This is a genomic window from Cetobacterium sp., assembly GCF_977044495.1.
On record NZ_CDRRQU010000008.1, the window covers coordinates 1 to 18,123 of the forward strand.

An 18,123-nucleotide genomic window follows, 5' to 3' on the forward strand; every position below is an offset into this window, starting at 1 on the left:
GTACAAGCTCTTTAGCTTGGGTATTGTAGGTTACAGATTTTTTCTCTGTCTCATACAATTCTTTTCTCTGAGCTAAGAATCTGTTATACACAAGTCTAGTGCAACCAAAAGTTTGATTAATTGTATTGGTTTGAGTTTCATTAGGATAGATTCTATATTTAAAAGCTAAGTTATACGTCTTCATAGTTTTCACCTCCTTAAACTTAAAATTTATGTGGTCTGATTATACCATATTTTAGAAAAAACAATAGAAACTATTAAGCTATATATTCGATTAAAGGAACTAAAAGATTGCCCTGATTCATCCTCTCCCTAATAGAGGAAGAGGTTTTCTCAGGGTGTTTTGATAAAAGAAAAAGGGAGTGAATAGAGATGTTAAATGTTATACTAGACATTTTAAAAGTTCCAGCTATTTTAGTTGGTTTAATATCATTAATCGGTTTATTGCTACAGAAAAAAAGTGCTTCAGACACGATTAAGGGAACTATTAAAACTATACTAGGGTTTATTATTATCGGTGGTGGAGCTGGTATTTTAGTTGGGGCTTTAGTTCCATTTGGTCAACTATTTGAAGTTGGTTTCAATGTTCAAGGGATTGTCCCTAATAACGAAGCTATCGTAGGAATGGCTTTGAAAGAGTACGGTACTGCAACAGCTCTTATTATGGCTTTTGGTATGTTAGCAAATATCCTAATTGCTAAATTTACACCTTTAAAATATATTTTCTTAACTGGACACCACACTTTTTATATGGCTTGTATGATTGCTGTTATTCTTGCCGTTGGTGGATTGACTGGAACTACTTTAATCGGGGTCGGAGCTTTAGTTCTTGGATTTATCATGGCATTTTTCCCAGCTATTGCACAACCTGTTATGAGAAAAATTGTGGGCTCTGATGATGTAGCATTTGGGCATTTCGGTACAGTTGGTTATCTTTTATCAGCATGGGTCGGATCTCTTGTTGGAAAGCACTCTAAATCTACTGAGGAGATGACTCTTCCTAAGAACTTAAGTTTCTTAAGAGATAGCTCTATCTCAATCTCTTTAACTATGAGTATTCTATACATTATAGTCGCCGTTGCCGCTGGTCCTCAATATGTTGAGCAAAATTTGAGTGGCGGACAAAATTATATTGTCTTTGCTATCGTTCAAGCCATCACTTTTGCTGCTGGAGTATACGTTATTCTTCAAGGGGTTAGATTACTTCTTGCGGAAATTGTGCCTGCATTCACTGGTATTTCTCAAAAGTTAGTACCTAACGCTAAACCTGCTCTAGATTGTCCTATTGTATTCCCTTACGCACCAAACGCTGTTTTAATTGGATTCCTTAGCAGTTTTGCCGGTGGTATTGTCGGTCTTTTAATCCTAGGACAACTTAAAATGATATTAATTTTACCGGGTGTTGTACCTCATTTCTTCTGTGGAGCTACTGCTGGAGTTTTTGGAAATGCAACTGGTGGTAGAAAAGGAGCAACCCTTGGAGCCTTTGCTCATGGTCTTTTAATTACATTCCTACCTGTAGCTCTACTTCCAATTTTAGGAAGTTTAGGATTTGCTAACACAACTTTTTCTGATGCAGATTTTGGAGTTGTAGGAATTATTTTAGGATATATTGTAGGTTATTTCTAAATTTCACAGAACTATATTATGGATACCTATAGGGTATCCATAAATTTTTACAAGATATTTTCATTAGGAGGTTTTTATGAGTGATATTATTCAAATGGAAAAGTTTGCTAAAAATATTCGAAAAGAGACACTAAAAATGCTTTTAAATAGAGGTTTTGGGCACATTGGTGGCGCTATGTCCATTGTAGAAACTCTAGCAGTTCTCTATTCAAATATGAAAATCAATCCAAAGGACCCTAAAAACTTAGATAGAGATTTTTTAGTTTTATCCAAGGGGCACGCCGGACCCAGCCTTTATGCTACACTTGCATTAAAAGGATTTTTTCCACTGGAAACTCTGATGACACTAAATGACAATGGAACTACCCTTCCCAGTCATCCCGATAGAAATTTGACTCCGGGAATTGATATGACAACTGGTTCTTTGGGACAGGGTATCTCTGCTGCTGTTGGAATTGCCTTAGGTCTTTTAAGAGACGGTAGTGAAAGACAGGTCTATTGTATTGTTGGGGATGGAGAACTAAATGAGGGACAATGTTGGGAAGCTATTCAATTTGCTGCCAACTTTAAATTAACTAACTTCACTCTTCTAGTAGATAACAATAAAAAACAATTAGACGGAACAACTGATGAAATCTGTGAAACTTTTAGTATCTTAGAAAAACTTAGAAGTTTTGGATTTCACTCTATGCAAGTTAAAGGTAACTCTGTTGGAGAGATTGAAACAGCTTTAAAAAGCAATAACTTTGGGAAACCTAAAGCTATTGTCTTAGATACTATCAAAGGGCAAGGTGTTAAATACTTTGAGGATTTAAAAGCAAATCACCACGTCAGATTCAATGATGAGATGAAGGGAGTTCTTCTTTGGGAGATTCAAAACTTTGAAAATAGTGATAAGGAGGCTGACAATGAGTAATCTTATATTAGAAATTACAGAGATGAGAAAAGCATACAGTGAAACACTAAAAGAACTTATTAAAGAGGATAAAAATGTCTATGTTTTAGAAGCTGATCTTTCTGAGGCTATTACTACAACATCCATTGGAGTCGATTACCCGAAAAATTTTGTCAATTGTGGAATTATGGAAGCTAACATGGTCGGAGCTGCAAGTGGGCTATCTCTTCTTGGAAAAATCCCTTTTATTCATACATTTAGTCCTTTTGCCACTAGGAGGTGTTATGACCAAATATTCTTATCTGGAGCTTATGCTAAAACAAATATAAAAATATTGGGGTCAGACACTGGAATTACATCACAGCACAACGGTGGAACTCATACGTCCTTTGAAGATGTAGCTCTTATGAGAGAGATTCCTGGAGCCACAGTTATCACTGCTACAGACTCCACTATGTTAAAATACCTTATCCGTGAAATAAAAGATATCTACGGAATTCATTACATAACAACAATTAGAAAAAATGCTTATAAAATATATGATGAAAATGAAAAGTTTGAAATTGGAAAAGGAAAAGTTCTAAAAGATGGTAAAGACTTTACGATAATATCTAATGGAATAATGGTTGCGGAAGCACTAGAAGCTGCTGAAGAACTTGAAAAGCAAGGAGTTAGCGTCGCTGTTATCGATATGTTTACTATAAAACCTATAGACAAAGATTTAATTATTGAATACGCCAAAAAAACAGGGAAAATTATAACAGCTGAAAACCATAATGTCACTGGTGGTCTTGGAAGTGCTGTTGCTGAAGTTCTTGTAGAACACTACCCAATACCTATGAGAAAGGTAGGCATTGAAGATAGGTTTGGACAAGTTGGAACGCAAGAGTTTCTACAGAAAGAGTATGGTTTGACAGCTGAAAAAATTATAGAGAAGGCAAGTGAGCTTGCTTTAGGAGGAAAACTATGAAAATTTTTATCGATACTGCTAATGTAAATGAGATTAGAGAAGCTGCAAAAATGGGGTGTATCTCCGGAGTTACCACAAATCCGTCATTAATTGCCAAGGAGGGAAGAGATTTCAAAGAGGTTGTAAGTGAAATATGTGATATTGTGGATGGTCCTATCAGTGCCGAGGTCATCTCTTTAAAAGCTGATGAGATGATTGCTGAAGCTTTAGAACTTGCAAAAATTCATAGCAATATAGTTATAAAACTTCCTATTACAAGAGATGGTTTGGAGGCTTGTCGACATCTTACAAATAGAGGAATTAAGACAAATGTGACTCTTATTTTTACCGCTAACCAAGCCCTTTTAGCTGCAAGAGCTGGAGCTACTTATGTTAGCCCTTTTCTTGGAAGACTTGATGACACTGGAGTAAATGGTATTGAACTAATAAAAGAGATTGCTGAAATTTTTAAAACTCATAATATCGGTAGTGAAATTATAGCTGCTAGCATTAGAAATACTTATCACTCTAAAGAAGCTGCTAAGGCTGGGGCCCACATTGGTACAATCCCATATCCTGTACTTTGTAAAATGTTAGAGCATCCACTTACAGATGCTGGAATTGCTAAGTTTTTAGCCGATTGGAATAGATAACTTAAAAAGCTATCTCACATAAATTTATGTGAGATAGCTTTTTTACAATCCTAATTTACTTTTTAAACTACTTTCTAAAATAGCTGAAACATTTATTTTATTTTTTTTTGCTAAATCATTAAGCCATTTTGGTAAAGTTACATTTCTTCTAACACATTTATTATTTTCATCATCTCTAATAGGAGTCATGAAAACTTCAACTAATTGAACAAACTCCATTGAATCTACCTTTATACTCTGAGGCTTACTAGCATTAGGAATTTCTTGTTCTCTAGATTCTAAAGAATATAAATACAAGCCTAAACAATCTTTAGCCATAAATAAAGCTTCTTCTAAGCTATCTCCACATGTAAATGCTCCAGGTAAATCTGGAAAAGAAACATTAAACCCTTCTTCTTCTTGTTTAAAAATTGCGGGATAAATATATCTATCTTTTTTCATTTTCATCACCTCTAAATTATATTAATATATAAAGTTAGCGGGATTATTTTAATCCCGCAGCCTTCAAGATAGAAAGATATGTACCTTTTTTCATATCTTTTCTTGGATGAGGAACTATTACAGTTACGCTTCCTTTGTAAAAAATATGATGTGAACCGTTAATTCTATCTAAAATCCAACCATTACCTTTCAATAGTTGAATGAGGTCTTTTGAATTGTATGACATGTCTATTCACCTCACATTTATTATACACATTAAAAATGTGTATGTCAAATATAATATAAAATGTTAGAGTATCCACTTACAAATGCTGAAATTGCTAAGTTTTTAACAGATTGGAATAGATAGTTTAAAATATTGTATAAAAGAGCTAGGGAATAACTTAGCTCTTTTTTACTTTATTATCAACTTTATTTGATTTTTTTCTGTTTTAGAATTATATATGTATATTGTATTATACGATATCATAATATAGGAGGAGAATATATGAAAACTGAAAAAGATTTTATTTATTCTATAGAGTGGAGTGAGAATGGGGCTATTATTTTAGATCAAACTAAGCTTCCAACAGAAACAGTGTTTTTAACAGTAACTGATGAAAAACAGATGCATCACTATATAAAAACTTTAACAATTAGAGGAGCTGGTGCTTTAAGTATTGGTGGAGCTTATGGTGTTTACTTAGGAGTTTGGAAATCAGAAGAAACAGATTCTAAAAAATTTGTAGATAAAGTTCTTGAAATTTGTAACTATATGGATACAGCTAGACCTACAGCTGTTAAACTATTTGTAATGGTTAATAAAATTAGAAAATGCGCTTTAAAAAATGCTCATCTTTCTGTTCCCGAGATAAAAACAGCTATTTTAAATAGATGTCATGAGATTAGGCAAGAAAATATAGATGACTGTGCTAAGGTTGGAGAGTTTGCCTTATCTCTTCTAACAGATGGAATGACTGTTTTAACTCACTGTAATGCAGGAAGCTACGCTACTGTTATCAGAGGGTCTGCATTAGCTCCATTTTACCTTGCTAAAGAAAGAGGGATGAATATTAAAGCTTTTGTGGATGAAACAAGACCACTTTTACAGGGATCTAGATTAACTGCTCATGAACTTCAAAAAGCTGGAGTAGATGTAACTTTAATCTGTGATAATATGGCTGCTTACTGTATGCAGCAAGGTCTTATTGATGCTGTAGTTGTATCAAGTGATAGAATTACTGCTAATGGTGATACAATCAATAAAATCGGAACTTATAATGTCGCTGTTTTAGCTAGATATCATAACATTCCATTTTATGTAGCCTCAACTTTTGCAAGTGTAGATTTCTCTATGGAAAAAGGTAGTGATGTACCTATTGAGCTTAGACCTGATGAAGAGATTACAGAAGGATTTGGAAAGCGAACGGCTCCATATGGTATAAAAGTTTACAACCCTTGTTTTGATGTTACTCCTAATGAATTAATTACAGCTATTATTTGTGAAAAAGGAATTGCTAGACCAAATTATAAAGAAAGTTTAGCTAAAATGAAAGGGGAGGAGTAAATCTATGACATCTTATGAGATTTTAAATGAAAATTCTGCACTTATATACTCTGTTGAAACTTTAAATTTTTTTAAAGATAAAAATCATCTAACTTGTAAGGAGATTGGAGATGGTAACCTAAACAATGTCTTTAGAATAGTTGACTCTAACTCTGGTAAATCTCTAATTTTAAAGCAATCTCTTCCGTATGCTAGAACATCTATAGAAATGAAATTAGACCCTAGAAGAGGAGAGATTGAGGCTATGGGACTTATAACACAAGGTGCTCTTTCTCCTAATATGGTACCTATTGTCTATAACTACGATCCTTCAAAATACATTATAGCTATGGAAGATTTAACAGGACATGAAATTCTTAGAACTGCCATGATAAATGGCATTGTATTTCCAACTTTAGGGAAAGATGCAGCTAACTTCTTTGCCAATACTCTTCTTAGAACTAGCGATATTGTCCTTGATAGTAAAACTAAAAAAGATGAAGTGTTAAAGTTTATCAATAAGGATCTTTGTGATTTAACAGAACATCTAATTTTAACTAACTCAGCATTTTTAGCTTCTAGAAATAGAATTGATAATCACCTTTTAGACTTTGTTAAAGAAAATGTTTTCGATGACAAAAATGTAGCTTTTGAAGTAGCCAAGTTAAAGCACAATTTTATGTGTAATGCACAAGCTCTTCTTCATGGAGACGCTCATATAGGAAGTATTTTCGTCAAAGAAAATAGTCTAAAATTCATTGATACAGAGTTTTCATTCTATGGTCCTATGGGATTTGATGTTGGTATGTTTTTAGCTAATCTATTTATGAATGCTTGTTACCACAAAGCTCTTGGAAATATACAATATAAAAACTATGTTTTAAATCAAATTGAGAGCTTTATAGATAACTTTAAAAAAGAGTTCATTGAAGTTTGGGACAAATATGCCACTGAACATTTTGCTAAAACTAATGAGGAGTTTAAATTCTGGTATTTAAATAGTATTTTAAAAGATACTGCAGGGTATTGTGCTTGTGAAATGATAAGAAGAACAACTGGTTCATCTCATGTTAAAGAGATGGATGATTACAATGATAAAGATATTCAAAAGAAAGCTCAAATGAAGAATATAACTTTAGCATTACAAATATTATTCAACCAAGAAAAATTCAAATGTGGAAAAGATTACAGAGAACTTTTTTAAAGGAGAAAAAACTATGCTTTTAGAAAGAGAAAGAGAAGAACTTATTGTTTATGGTAAAAAAATGATTACAGAAAATTTAACTAAGGGTACTGGTGGAAACTTAAGTATCTTTAATAGAGAAAAGAATTTAATGGCTATCACTCCTAGTGGTGTTGGTTATTTTGATATAACACCAGAGGATATTGTTATTATTGATGTGACTACTGGAAAAATTGTAGATGGACATAGAGTTCCTTCAAGTGAATGTGATATGCATAGAATTTTCTATAAATATCGAGATGATATTGATGCTGTTGTTCATACCCACAGTACTTTTTCTACAACAATCTCATGTCTTAATATAAATCTTCCTCCTATTCACTACATTTTAGCTACTGCTGGGGTTGATATTAGGTGTACTGAATATGCAACTTATGGAACTGTAAGACTAGCTAAAAACGCCTTTGAAGCCATGAAAAGTAGAAATGCTGCACTTCTTGCTAACCATGGGTTAATTACTGGAGGTAAAACTTTAAAAGAAGCTTTCTCTATCGCTTTAGATGTTGAGTTTTGCTCTGAACTTTTCTGTAGAGCTAAATCTATGGGTGAACCTATTTCGCTGTCTGTTGAAGAAATGACCTCTATGATAGAGAGATTTAAAAATTATGGAAAAAGAATCGAAGAACACGAAGAGATTTAAACATAAAAATAGGGACAGTTTAACTTTAAAGTTCTGTCCCTTCTATTAATATAAATCCCTTTATTTTATTAACCCCATTAATTTTGGTAGTGCTGTTGAAAGCTGAGGTATATAAACTACCAGTAGTAATACTGCTATAATGACTGCATAGTACTTTACCATCTCTCTCATAACATCTTCCATTTTAAGTTTGGCAACTTTTACTCCCACAAATAATGTATTTCCAACTGGTGGTGTGATATTTCCAATACATAAGTTAAATACTATGATGATTCCGAATTGAACTGGAGTCATTCCAAAAGTCTTAACTATTGGTAGGAATATTGGTGTAAATATAAGTATCGCTGGTGTGACATCCATGAATGTTCCAATGAATAATAAAAGTACGTTCATCAATAAAAGAATTAGATATTTATTCTCAGAGATTCCTAATATCAGATTAGAAATAGCCTGAGGCACACCTGTGAAAGCCATTACCCATGACATAATTGTTGAAACTCCAATCAGAAAAACAATTATTCCTGTCATCTTTGCACTCTCTTCAAATATTTTAACTAACTGCTTCACTGTTATACTTCTATAGAAAAACATAGATAATAATAAGCTGTAAACTACCGCCACAATCGATCCCTCTGTAGGTGTAAATATACCTCTAATAATTCCACCTATTACAATAACTATAAGTGCTAGTGATGGTATAGCATCTATAAATGTAGCTAATACAACTGAAAACTTTGCTGCTGCCTTTCCTTTCATTCCTCTTTTCTTAGCTAGGAAAAAAGTTAAAATCATACAACCTAGACCCCAAAGTATTCCCGGAATATATCCAGCCATAAATAGAGCTGCAACCGATGTTCCTCCACTTACAAGAGAGTAAACAATTAGCGAATTTGATGGTGGTATTAGTAACCCTGTTGGCGCTGTTGAAATATTTACTGTAGCACCTAAAATTGGATCATATCCCTCCTCTTTTTCCATAGGTAAAAGTATTCCACCCATAGCAGCACACGCTGCAACTGATGACCCAGAGATAGCTCCAAACATCATATTTGCAAGAATATTTGTCTGCATAAGTGATCCTGGTACCCTTCCTGTCAAAGACTGAGCAAATGACACCAATTTCTTAGCTATTCCACCTTGATTCATTATATTTCCAGCTAAAATAAAAAACGGTATTGCTATAAGTGTAAAATTCGATATTCCAGAAAATATTCTTTGAGCTCCTGTAATAAGCGTATTATCGAAAGCCAAAGATGGTAAAATAGCTAGTATCGAAGATACTCCAATACTTATAGCTATCGGAAATCCTAAAATTAGTGTAATTATCAGCACACTAAACATAATTAGAGCTGTTGTTAAAACCATTTTTTATATCTCCTCCTTTAATTTCTCTAAAATATCCTTTATATTTAACAAGGAGTAGATACAGATTATAACTCCAGATATTGGAAGTACTGCATATATATATCCCATAGATATTCTAAGAGCAGGAGTAGTTTGTGTCATAGTCAGGGCTGTTATTGCTGATCCACCTCTCACTAAAACTCCAAGTGAAAATAGAAATACCACAAGTTCACTTAAAACTCCTAGTAAACTCTGAGTTTTATCAGTTAATTTTTCCACAAAGAAAACCATTTTCATATGATCTCTCTTTCCAAAAATATATGCTGCAGCCAACATTGCCATCCAAGCGAAGGAGTAAGAAATTAGCTCTTCAGATACTGTACTTGGTGCTTTAAATATATATCTTGATGAAATTTGATAAGTTCCCATTAAGGTCATGAATGCGAATAAGACCACACAAGTTCCTAATAAAATTTTATCCAACCCTTTTCTTATATTATTCATTCTCATCTCCTCCAGTCATAGACTTTCCAACTTCCTGAATTTTCTCATATATTGGAACTAATTTAGGATTTGCTGTCATCACTTCTTGGTGTAGTGGTAAAACTTTCTCTTGGAACGGCAACACATCTGGATAGAAGAATTGCACGTTCATCTCCTCTTTAGCTTGTTTTATAGCTTTCTCTACCGAGTTTCCCCAAGCATCTCTTTGAACTCTTGAGATTATTTGGAATCCTTTATCAAAAATTTCCCTTTCCTCCGGTGAAAGATTGCTCAAAAACTTCTCGTTTCCAATAACAATATCAGGAACCATTTGATGCATATTGTAAGAATAATATTTAGCAACTTCACCATGCTTATTACTTGTTATAGCTAACTCGTTATTTTCCGCTCCATCTATAACATTTTGTTGCAACGCTGTATAAACCTCTCCAAACCCCATTGGAGTAGCTGATCCACCAAATAGTTGCATCATTCTAATATTAGAAGCACTCTGCTGAACCCTAATTTTTAATCCCTTCAAATCATCTGGAGTAAGTATTGGCTTTTTAACCGTATAGAAATTTCTAGTTCCAGCATCTAACCAAGCTACTGCTTCAAATCCAGATTTTTGTGTAGATTTAAATATTGGATCTACGATACTTTTATCATCCATCACTGCATGATAATGCTCCGGACTAGTAAATAGATATGGTAGATTAAAAATTTGATACACATTTTCAAAGCTCTCTAATATTGCATTACTTGCAACAGTAAAATTAATCGCCCCTGTCTGAGTTAACTCAACTGTATTTACCTGAGAACCTAAAAGCTCATTTGGAAATATTTGAACATCATACTTATCACCAAGGTTTTCTTCTATGTATTTCTCAAAAGCAAGCAATCCTATATTAGTAGGGTGATCTGCCGCTTGGTTATGTGATACTCTGATGATCTCTTTTCCATTCCCTTTATTACAGGATGCAAAAAGAGCTCCCATGACAATAGCCATAGTTCCCATTAAAACCTTTTTCATTATTCTCATCTTCCTATCTCCCTTTAATTAAGATTCTTATTTTGCTTCTAAATACTTATGTAAAGTATTTCTAACTGCATCCTCCCCAGATAACATTTCCACAAAATAATTTTCTACTAATTCAGAAAGACCAACCTCTTCTAAGTTAACTCCAAAGATTCTATCATTTCTAAGTATCACTTTTAGTTGTCCTCTGTAACTCTCAGGTTTTCCAAATTCGATACCTGCTAACTCTCCCTTAAGCATCTCCAACATTGGGTCACTACTAATTGATCTCTCTAATCCCTTATCATCCACTCCTAAAAGGTATCTAAACCATCCTGCTAAAACTAGTGGAATATATTTTAATGATTTAACATCTAAATTCTTGTCGGCCATATATGACTTAATAGTCTCTCCAAATCTAATAGCTATCTTTTGAGATGTATCTGTAGCTATTCTTTCCGGTTGATCTGGAATATATGGATTTAGGAATCTCTCATCTATAACCTCATCTATAAAAGTCTTTGGATCGATTATCTTTGGACTTTCAACAACTTTTAAAGCCTCGTTGTAACCAACCTCTTTTATTAATCTATTCAAATCCTCATCACTTGCAGCATCATAGATTGATTTCTTATTTAGAATACACCCAAATATCGCAAGTGTTGTATGTAGTGGATTTAAACATGTAGTTACTTTCATTTTTTCTGTTTTCTCAACAGTTTCTCTATCTGTTAAAAATACCCCAGCTGCCTCTAAGTTTGGTCTTCCATTAGGGAATTTATCCTCAACTATAAAATACTCTGGTATTTCAGCGTTAACAAAAGGAGCCACAAAGCTGTTTCTACTTGTGATAACTGGTGCCATATTCTCAAATCCTAGCTTCTCTAAAGAGATTTTTACCTCTTCAGCTGGTCTAGGAGTGATTTTATCAATCATAGTCACAGGGTAAGATACCTTAGACTCATCCTTTAAATATACTAAGAACTCATCCTCAACATACCCATTATTGTTCCAAGCTGTAGCTATCTCTAAAACAGCTGCCTTTATTTTATCCCCATTTCCAGAACAGTTATCCATACTTACTAAACTTATTGGTGTTCCATTAGTTTTAAATCTTGAGTAAAGTAATTTTGTTATTAAAGTCATTACATGCTTTGGTGAAGTAAATCCATTTTTGAAATCCTCTAATATAACTCCAAAATAGTTTCCAGAAGGATCTTTTAAGTTATATCCCTTCTCAGTTATTGTAAAACTAATCATCTGAAGCGAATCTTTTTTTACAATCTCCTCTAAACTTTTAAAGTTTTCATCAGTAGCTTTTATCGACTCAACGATACTACCAATAATCTCATTTTGGAAATCTCCATTTTTATTTAATGTCGTTAAGATAGTTAAGTTATCAAATGGTGTGTAAGCTTTGTCTATAATCTCAGTATCAAAGCTCTCAGCTACAATAATCCCTGTATTCTCTAGATTTTTTTCAATTAAAACTTGTCCGACTTTCCCCATGTATGCTCTAAAGATATTCCCAGCACCAAAGTGTAACCACTTTGGCGCTTTTAAAGTTTCCTCTTTCACTGCCTCAATATCATATTTTGGTACTATTATCCCCAATGAACCATCTATGTTTTTTATATCCTTTAAGTTTAATTTCATTTCAAATCTCCTTTTGTTAATAACTGTTACTTTAACTTAGAAAGAGTCTCCCAAATTCCTGTTATATAGCTCGCTCCTAAAGCTCTGTCATATAATCCATATCCTGGTTTTCCTGTCTCTCCCCAAATCATTCTTCCATGATCTGGTCTTAGGTATCCATCAAAGTTATTCTTATGAAGTGCTGCCATAATCTTAACTATATCCAATGACCCACACCCTGAATAGTGCGCTGCTTCTTCAAAACTTACTCCATCCTCAAGAAGCTTTACATTTCTCACGTGTATAAAGTGGATTCTTCCCATTGCACTGTACTTATCTACTAATTTCTCCATATTGTTGAAGTTAGCACACCCTAATGATCCAGTGCAAAGAGTTAGTCCATTGTACTTGCTATCAACCAAACTTAAGAATCTATCAACATTTTCTTCACACGTTATGATTCTTGGAAGTCCAAAGATTGGCCAAGGTGGATCGTCTGGGTGAATAGCCATTTTTACATCAGCCTCTTCAGCCACTGGAATAATCTCTTTTAAAAAATACTCCAGATTAGCCCAAAGCCCCTCTTGCCCTATACTCTTATATCCTGCAAATAGCTCTGCTAACTGCTCTTTTGTATAACTTGAATCCCATCCTGGTAGTGATAAATTACTATTTAATGGATCTAATTTATCCACTTGATCCTTGTAGTAAACAAGTGTTGTTGAACCATCCTCTAACTCTTTGTCTAACTGTGATCTAGTCCAATCAAATACAGGCATGAAGTTGTAGCATATAACTTTAACTCCAGCAGCTCCTAAGTTTCTTATGTTTTGCTTGTAGTTCGCTACATACTCATCTCTTTTTCCAATACCTAATTTTATATCTTCATGTACTGGTACACTCTCTATAACATCAAATTTTAGTCCAGCTTTTTCAACTGTCTCCTTTAAAGCTAATATTTTATCCATTGGCCAAACTTCTCCAACTGGAACATCATATATAGCTGTTACAATACTTTCCATTGTTGGAATCTGCTTTATGTATTCCAGTTTTACTGGATCAGATTCTCCATACCATCTAAATGATAATTTCACTTTTTTCCTCCTTAAAATTTCTATATTAATTAAATTTCTAGCTTAAAGTAATTTTTTGCATTGACAAAACAAATCTCTTCGATCATTGCCTTTAAAATCTCTTCATCATATGGAACTTCTCCATCCTCTACCCAAGTCCCCACTAAATTACAAAGTATTCTTCTGAAATACTCATGTCTTGTATAGGATAGGAAACTTCTAGAGTCTGTAAGCATTCCCACAAATCTTCTTAAAAGTCCCAGTTGAGATAGAGCTGTCATTTGACGAATCATTCCATCCTTTTGATCATTAAACCACCATCCAGATCCAAACTGAATCTTTCCTGGAATGTCACTATTTTGGAAGTTCCCAATCATTGTTCCAAGAAGTTCATTGTCCTTTGGATTTAAACAATAAAGAATTGTTTTCGGAAGCTCTCCGTTTACCTCTAAACTGTTCAACAATTTTGATAAAACCTCTCCATAGTTATTATCTGCTATTGAATCAAAACCAACATCTGCCCCCAATTTTTTAAACATTCTTTCATTGTTATTTCTAAGAGCACCCATGTGTAGTTGCATTCCTAAATCATTTTTGTAATATATTTTTCCAAGAGCTAAGAAGATTTCAGTTTTATAAGTATCTGCTTCCTCTTTTGTTAAAGTCTCTCCAGCTAATCTCTTAGCGAAGATTATCTCTATCCTGTTCTCAGTATCTCTTCTGTAAAAAGGTGCCTCTAAACTGTGGTCAGTCACAACACAACCATTTTCTACAAAGAATTTCACTCTTTTTTCTAAAACTTCTACCAACTTTTTAAAAGAATCTATCTTCTCATTTGAAACAGTTTCTAATTTTTCTAACCAGATTAAATAATCATCTTTTTCTAAGTAGATAGCTTTATCAGGTCTAAAAGTTGGAAGAACTCTTACTTTAAAGGTCTCATCTTTTAAAATCTCTTGATGAAACTCCAGTGTATCAGCGGGATCGTCTGTTGTACAAAGTGCTTTTACATTTGATCTTTCAATAAGCCTTTTAGCTGTGAACTCACTTGTTTTTAAAAGCTCATTAGCTTTGTCCCAGATGCTCTTGGCAGTCTTTCTATTCAATACCTCCTCTATTCCAAAGAATCTCTTAAGCTCTAAGTGAGACCAGTGGAAAAGTGGGTTTCCATAAGCGTATTCCATGGTTTCCGCAAAAGCTAAGAACTTCTCATAGTCAGTTGCATCTCCTGTAATATACTTTTCATCTACACCATTTGATCTCATAGCTCTCCACTTATAGTGGTCTCCATAAAGCCAAATCTGTGTTATATTTTCATAGCTTTTATTCTCTGCTATCTCCTTTGGATTAAGGTGACAGTGATAATCGAATATTGGCATTTTTTCTGCATATTCATATAATTTTTTACTTACATCATTTTTTAATAAAAAATCTGAATCCATAAATTTTCTCATAGAAACTCCTTCAAATCTTTTGTATTAGTTGTATGCAAGTATGATATCCAATCTTTTAAATTTTGTCAATAATTTTTTTGTACTGTTTTCAGAAACTACTGTTCTATTTCAAACAAAAAGCACTTGAAATATAGTGTTTTGAACTATACTTCAAGTGCTTATAATACGAATTTTTTCTACAAAAATACTCTATTTTTCATCTTAATTGTTATACTTAACTATTCCCTTTTCACCGTCTATCCTATAAGTACCTCCAAACTCTAAAGTTAACATAGGTTTACAGTGCCCTGATTTTAAATTATAACAAACTGGTTTTTTCAAATTGGCAAAATGAAAATCAAAAACCTCTTTCAAGGACATATCATGCTCTGAACTTTTTTCACAATTTTTAAAATCACCTAAAATAATTCCAGAAATTTCATTTAAAACTCCGGCGTTTTTTAATTGCCATAGCATCCTATCTATTTTATATGTACTCTCTGAAATTTCTTCAATAAAAAGTATTTTGTCTCTGTAATCAATATCATACTCACTTCTTAAATTTGATACCAATACAGCTAAATTCCCCCCTATTAAAACTCCCTCTCCTTTCAATGAGTTATAAAATCCTATCTCCTCACCAAAGTTTTCTAAATTACACTCCTTGAAGTCTTCCATAACTACTCCTAAAAAATGATTTAAAGTTTCTCTGTCGTAACTTCCTGAAAAATTACTCACACCCATAGGTCCATGATAACTTTTCATTCCACACTTTTTATATAGAGCTAAAAGAACTGAGGTAATATCACTATATCCTATAAATGGTTTTGGATTTTTCTTTATCTCTTCATAGTCTAAAAGTTCCAACAATCTAGTGCAACCATAACCTCCACGTACACACATTATTGCCTCTATGCCTTTATCTTTAAAAAAATCGTTTATATCCTTTGCCCTCTCCTCATCAGTTCCAGCAAAGGAATACCATTTTTTAGTTACACTTTCACCTACTTTTACCTTAAACCCCATTGTAGTTAAGTTCTCAATAGCACTTTCCAAAACTTCTTTTTCTATAGATCCAGCTGGAGCAACTAAGCCTATAGTATCCCCTCTTTTTAACTTCATAAAATCCGTCCTTTATCCAAAAATTATATTACAAACCCAAACAGCTGAAAGTAGTCCTGCAACGTCTGCCAACAACCCTGCCACTATAGCGTGTCTTGTTTTTCTAATACTAATAGCTCCAAAATAAACCGCTAGAACATAGAATGTAGTTTCTGTTGACCCCATCATTACAGATCCCATTCTTCCAATCATAGAATCTGGACCGAAATTAATAAATAAATCATTTAAAATTCCCGTTGATCCTCCCCCTGAAAGTGGTCTCATAATAGCCATAGGTAGTAACTCTCCCGGCATACCTATCAGTTGTAAGATTGGGTTTATTCCTTTTACAATTAAATCGATAGCCCCTGAACTTCTGAAAACACCAATGGCAACTAACATAGCAACTAAAAACGGAATTATTTTTATAGCCGTAGAAAATCCTTCCTTCGCTCCTTCGCAAAAAACCTCATAAACTTTAACTTTAGCTACAAAAAAACTATATCCAAGTATTGAAAGTATTATCACCGGTATTGCATATAAAGATATTTTTCCCATTATTAAAGTAAACATAAACCCCTCCTATTATAGCATCTATTAAATCCTATTCATAATCTATCAAAATATATTATTCAATAAAACTTCCATCTCTTCTCTTAACTCTTTTCTTGAACCATTCCAATGATTAACCATTATAGCAAACGCATATGTCTTCCCATTTTTTTCAACATATCCTGAATATGATTGAATTCCACTCATACTCCCACTTTTTATTTTAGCATTTCCAGATAATGGTGTATCTTTTAGAAATAATTTAACAGTTCCTTCTTTTCCAGCTATTGGTAGTACATCTTTTAAATCATTCTTCGAGTACGCTAGAACATCTACCAAAAATTTTGAAGATACTATATTTCCTCTTGAAAGCCCACTTCCATCTCCTAAAACCAGTGCATTTGTTTCTAAACCATTATTTTTCCAGAATTCAACTATATCAATTTTTTTACTTTTCTTCAGAAGTTGGTACAAATGCTCTGCATAGTGATTATCACTTCTTGTTAAAAGAACCCTACAAATTTCCGATATAGTCGGTGACTCTGTTATTGCTATGATTTTCCCATCCTTAGGCCTTTTTGAAGTTGTTCTAGCACTTAGTACTTTTCCTGTAAACTTTATACCTTCCTTCTGTAAATATTCTGAAAAATAATTCCCCAAAAATAGTCCTGGATCTGGAATATCACTGTCTATCCTATATTCCTCTTCACTCTTTGGTATAGTTCCACTAATCGTTCTTTTATTTTCTAAAGGTGCTCCCTGAACTATAAGAGTATTTTTACTATTTTCTAATACTAATGCCTTATTATCAAAGCTTAGCTCTTTAATTTTAGGAGATATTCTTGTTATTTTAGGTTTTTCTCCTGACTTCTTTGTTTCCAATGAAAGAGTATACAAATTATCAAATATACTTATCCCATAAGTTGCCTGACCATAATCTGTTCCCATATCTTCCCAAAGCCATTTTCCTGGAATTCCTTCATACCCAAATAGATCATCAAGTACAATTATATTTCCATCAATTTATTTTATTCCAATCCTCTTCATCTCTTGAACCCAATGCTTTAAAAACAACTCTTTATCCTCTGCAAACCCATCGGAACCTAATGTGGGGTCTCCACTTCCTTCAATATAAACATCTCCTTTTAAAATGCCACTTTTAGATATCTTACCATCATATAGAAGTTTTGTTTCTAAAGTTGTATCTCCTCCCAAAACTTTTATAGCTGTTGCAGAAGTAACTATTTTTAAAACTGAAGCTGGTACTAACCCTGTGTCACCGTTATAATTATCCACAATCTTCCCACTATCTAAATCAACTGCATAAAAACTCAAATTTCCATGTTTCATCATATCTGAATTTATAAATTTCTTTAAAGGCTTTGTTTTCTCTTTGGGCAATCTTGTACTTATTTTTTGTGTATTTTCTTCTTGTCGAACATTTTCTAAACCACTACAACTTATAAATAGTAGTGCCAATAATGACACATAAAAAAACTTTTTCTTCAT

18 protein-coding genes and 1 pseudogene are annotated in these 18,123 nt (G+C 33.3%); 7 read left to right on the forward strand and 12 right to left on the reverse strand.

Annotated features, from left to right (window positions below; translation table 11 throughout):
• Nucleotides 1–184 (reverse strand): helix-turn-helix domain-containing protein (locus ACWI69_RS03155; RefSeq protein WP_448820399.1); only part of this gene is annotated, 184 nt, incomplete at its 3' end.
• Nucleotides 185–372: 188 nt separating this feature from the next.
• Here ACWI69_RS03155 and ACWI69_RS03160 point away from each other — a divergent pair.
• The 4 genes from ACWI69_RS03160 to fsa all read left to right on the forward strand — a co-directional run bounded on the left by ACWI69_RS03160 (nt 373) and on the right by fsa (nt 4,126).
• On the forward strand, nt 373–1,629 hold the full coding sequence (locus ACWI69_RS03160; RefSeq protein WP_448820400.1) for a PTS ascorbate transporter subunit IIC: 1,257 nt from the start codon (nt 373–375) through the stop codon (nt 1,627–1,629).
• Between the two features lie 76 nt (nt 1,630–1,705).
• On the forward strand, nt 1,706–2,545 hold the full coding sequence (locus ACWI69_RS03165; protein ID WP_448820401.1) for a transketolase: 840 nt from the start codon (nt 1,706–1,708) through the stop codon (nt 2,543–2,545).
• A complete protein-coding gene (locus ACWI69_RS03170; RefSeq protein ID WP_448820402.1) occupies nt 2,538–3,494 on the forward strand; it encodes a transketolase family protein in 957 nt (318 codons plus the stop codon). The genes ACWI69_RS03165 and ACWI69_RS03170 overlap by 8 nt, the downstream gene beginning before the upstream one ends.
• The gene (fsa, locus tag ACWI69_RS03175) at nt 3,491–4,126 is read left to right on the forward strand and encodes a fructose-6-phosphate aldolase (protein ID WP_448820403.1); all 636 of its coding nucleotides are present in this window, start codon (nt 3,491–3,493) and stop codon (nt 4,124–4,126) included. Before ACWI69_RS03170 ends, fsa begins: the two co-directional genes overlap by 4 nt.
• A 42-nt stretch (nt 4,127–4,168) precedes the next feature.
• Here fsa and ACWI69_RS03180 read toward each other — a convergent pair whose 3' ends face one another.
• Nucleotides 4,169–4,567 carry a type II toxin-antitoxin system HicB family antitoxin gene (locus ACWI69_RS03180; RefSeq protein ID WP_448820404.1) on the reverse strand — a complete coding sequence of 133 codons (399 nt, stop codon included), beginning with the start codon at nt 4,565–4,567 and terminating at the stop codon, nt 4,169–4,171.
• 43 nt (nt 4,568–4,610) lie between these two features.
• Nucleotides 4,611–4,793, reverse strand: a complete 183-nt coding sequence (locus ACWI69_RS03185) for a type II toxin-antitoxin system HicA family toxin (RefSeq protein ID WP_448820405.1) — start codon at nt 4,791–4,793, stop codon at nt 4,611–4,613.
• 261 nt (nt 4,794–5,054) lie between these two features.
• Here ACWI69_RS03185 and mtnA point away from each other — a divergent pair, with 261 nt between their 5' ends.
• The 3 genes from mtnA to ACWI69_RS03200 are packed head-to-tail and all read left to right on the forward strand — an operon-like array spanning nt 5,055 to nt 7,975.
• Entirely contained in the window at nt 5,055–6,113 is a 1,059-nt protein-coding gene (mtnA, locus tag ACWI69_RS03190; protein WP_448820406.1) for an S-methyl-5-thioribose-1-phosphate isomerase, read from the forward strand.
• Between the two features lie 4 nt (nt 6,114–6,117).
• The gene (gene mtnK / locus ACWI69_RS03195) at nt 6,118–7,296 is read left to right on the forward strand and encodes an S-methyl-5-thioribose kinase (RefSeq protein ID WP_448820407.1); all 1,179 of its coding nucleotides are present in this window, start codon (nt 6,118–6,120) and stop codon (nt 7,294–7,296) included.
• Nucleotides 7,297–7,309: 13 nt separating this feature from the next.
• Entirely contained in the window at nt 7,310–7,975 is a 666-nt protein-coding gene (locus ACWI69_RS03200) for an L-fuculose-phosphate aldolase (RefSeq protein ID WP_448820408.1), read from the forward strand.
• 60 nt (nt 7,976–8,035) lie between these two features.
• Here the strand turns inward: ACWI69_RS03200 and ACWI69_RS03205 are convergent, their stop codons facing one another.
• The 9 genes and pseudogenes from ACWI69_RS03205 to dacB form a co-directional block, all read right to left on the reverse strand.
• Entirely contained in the window at nt 8,036–9,340 is a 1,305-nt protein-coding gene (locus ACWI69_RS03205) for a TRAP transporter large permease (RefSeq protein ID WP_448820409.1), read from the reverse strand.
• A 3-nt stretch (nt 9,341–9,343) separates the two neighbouring features.
• On the reverse strand, nt 9,344–9,823 hold the full coding sequence (locus tag ACWI69_RS03210) for a TRAP transporter small permease (RefSeq protein ID WP_448820410.1): 480 nt from the start codon (nt 9,821–9,823) through the stop codon (nt 9,344–9,346).
• On the reverse strand, nt 9,816–10,844 hold the full coding sequence (locus ACWI69_RS03215; RefSeq protein WP_448820411.1) for a TRAP transporter substrate-binding protein: 1,029 nt from the start codon (nt 10,842–10,844) through the stop codon (nt 9,816–9,818). Before ACWI69_RS03215 ends, ACWI69_RS03210 begins: the two co-directional genes overlap by 8 nt.
• A 27-nt stretch (nt 10,845–10,871) precedes the next feature.
• Nucleotides 10,872–12,476 carry a mannitol dehydrogenase family protein gene (locus ACWI69_RS03220; RefSeq protein WP_448820412.1) on the reverse strand — a complete coding sequence of 535 codons (1,605 nt, stop codon included), beginning with the start codon at nt 12,474–12,476 and terminating at the stop codon, nt 10,872–10,874.
• Between the two features lie 26 nt (nt 12,477–12,502).
• A complete protein-coding gene (gene uxuA / locus ACWI69_RS03225; protein WP_448820413.1) occupies nt 12,503–13,549 on the reverse strand; it encodes a mannonate dehydratase in 1,047 nt (348 codons plus the stop codon).
• A 29-nt stretch (nt 13,550–13,578) separates the two neighbouring features.
• A complete protein-coding gene (gene uxaC / locus ACWI69_RS03230; RefSeq protein WP_448820414.1) occupies nt 13,579–14,982 on the reverse strand; it encodes a glucuronate isomerase in 1,404 nt (467 codons plus the stop codon).
• A 201-nt stretch (nt 14,983–15,183) separates the two neighbouring features.
• Entirely contained in the window at nt 15,184–16,083 is a 900-nt protein-coding gene (locus tag ACWI69_RS03235; protein ID WP_448820415.1) for a S66 peptidase family protein, read from the reverse strand.
• 12 nt (nt 16,084–16,095) lie between these two features.
• On the reverse strand, nt 16,096–16,635 hold the full coding sequence (locus tag ACWI69_RS03240) for a spore maturation protein (RefSeq protein ID WP_448820416.1): 540 nt from the start codon (nt 16,633–16,635) through the stop codon (nt 16,096–16,098).
• Between the two features lie 45 nt (nt 16,636–16,680).
• A pseudogene (dacB, locus tag ACWI69_RS03245) lies at nt 16,681–18,123 on the reverse strand (D-alanyl-D-alanine carboxypeptidase/D-alanyl-D-alanine endopeptidase).

Bases quoted from the DNA above. Each gene is read 5' to 3' on its own strand.
- fsa (WP_448820403.1), top strand. From the start codon at position 3,491: ATGAAAATTTTTATCGATACTGCTAATGTAAATGAGATTAGAGAAGCT.
- ACWI69_RS03205 (WP_448820409.1), bottom strand. From the start codon at position 9,340: ATGGTTTTAACAACAGCTCTAATTATGTTTAGTGTGCTGATAATTACA.
- ACWI69_RS03200 (WP_448820408.1), top strand. From the start codon at position 7,310: ATGCTTTTAGAAAGAGAAAGAGAAGAACTTATTGTTTATGGTAAAAAA.
- ACWI69_RS03180 (WP_448820404.1), bottom strand. From the start codon at position 4,567: ATGAAAAAAGATAGATATATTTATCCCGCAATTTTTAAACAAGAAGAA.
- ACWI69_RS03240 (WP_448820416.1), bottom strand. From the start codon at position 16,635: ATGTTTACTTTAATAATGGGAAAAATATCTTTATATGCAATACCGGTG.
- ACWI69_RS03165 (WP_448820401.1), top strand. From the start codon at position 1,706: ATGAGTGATATTATTCAAATGGAAAAGTTTGCTAAAAATATTCGAAAA.
- uxaC (WP_448820414.1), bottom strand. From the start codon at position 14,982: ATGAGAAAATTTATGGATTCAGATTTTTTATTAAAAAATGATGTAAGT.
- ACWI69_RS03210 (WP_448820410.1), bottom strand. From the start codon at position 9,823: ATGAATAATATAAGAAAAGGGTTGGATAAAATTTTATTAGGAACTTGT.
- ACWI69_RS03220 (WP_448820412.1), bottom strand. From the start codon at position 12,476: ATGAAATTAAACTTAAAGGATATAAAAAACATAGATGGTTCATTGGGG.
- mtnK (WP_448820407.1), top strand. From the start codon at position 6,118: ATGACATCTTATGAGATTTTAAATGAAAATTCTGCACTTATATACTCT.
- ACWI69_RS03160 (WP_448820400.1), top strand. From the start codon at position 373: ATGTTAAATGTTATACTAGACATTTTAAAAGTTCCAGCTATTTTAGTT.
- ACWI69_RS03185 (WP_448820405.1), bottom strand. From the start codon at position 4,793: ATGTCATACAATTCAAAAGACCTCATTCAACTATTGAAAGGTAATGGT.
- ACWI69_RS03215 (WP_448820411.1), bottom strand. From the start codon at position 10,844: ATGAGAATAATGAAAAAGGTTTTAATGGGAACTATGGCTATTGTCATG.
- ACWI69_RS03235 (WP_448820415.1), bottom strand. From the start codon at position 16,083: ATGAAGTTAAAAAGAGGGGATACTATAGGCTTAGTTGCTCCAGCTGGA.
- ACWI69_RS03170 (WP_448820402.1), top strand. From the start codon at position 2,538: ATGAGTAATCTTATATTAGAAATTACAGAGATGAGAAAAGCATACAGT.
- mtnA (WP_448820406.1), top strand. From the start codon at position 5,055: ATGAAAACTGAAAAAGATTTTATTTATTCTATAGAGTGGAGTGAGAAT.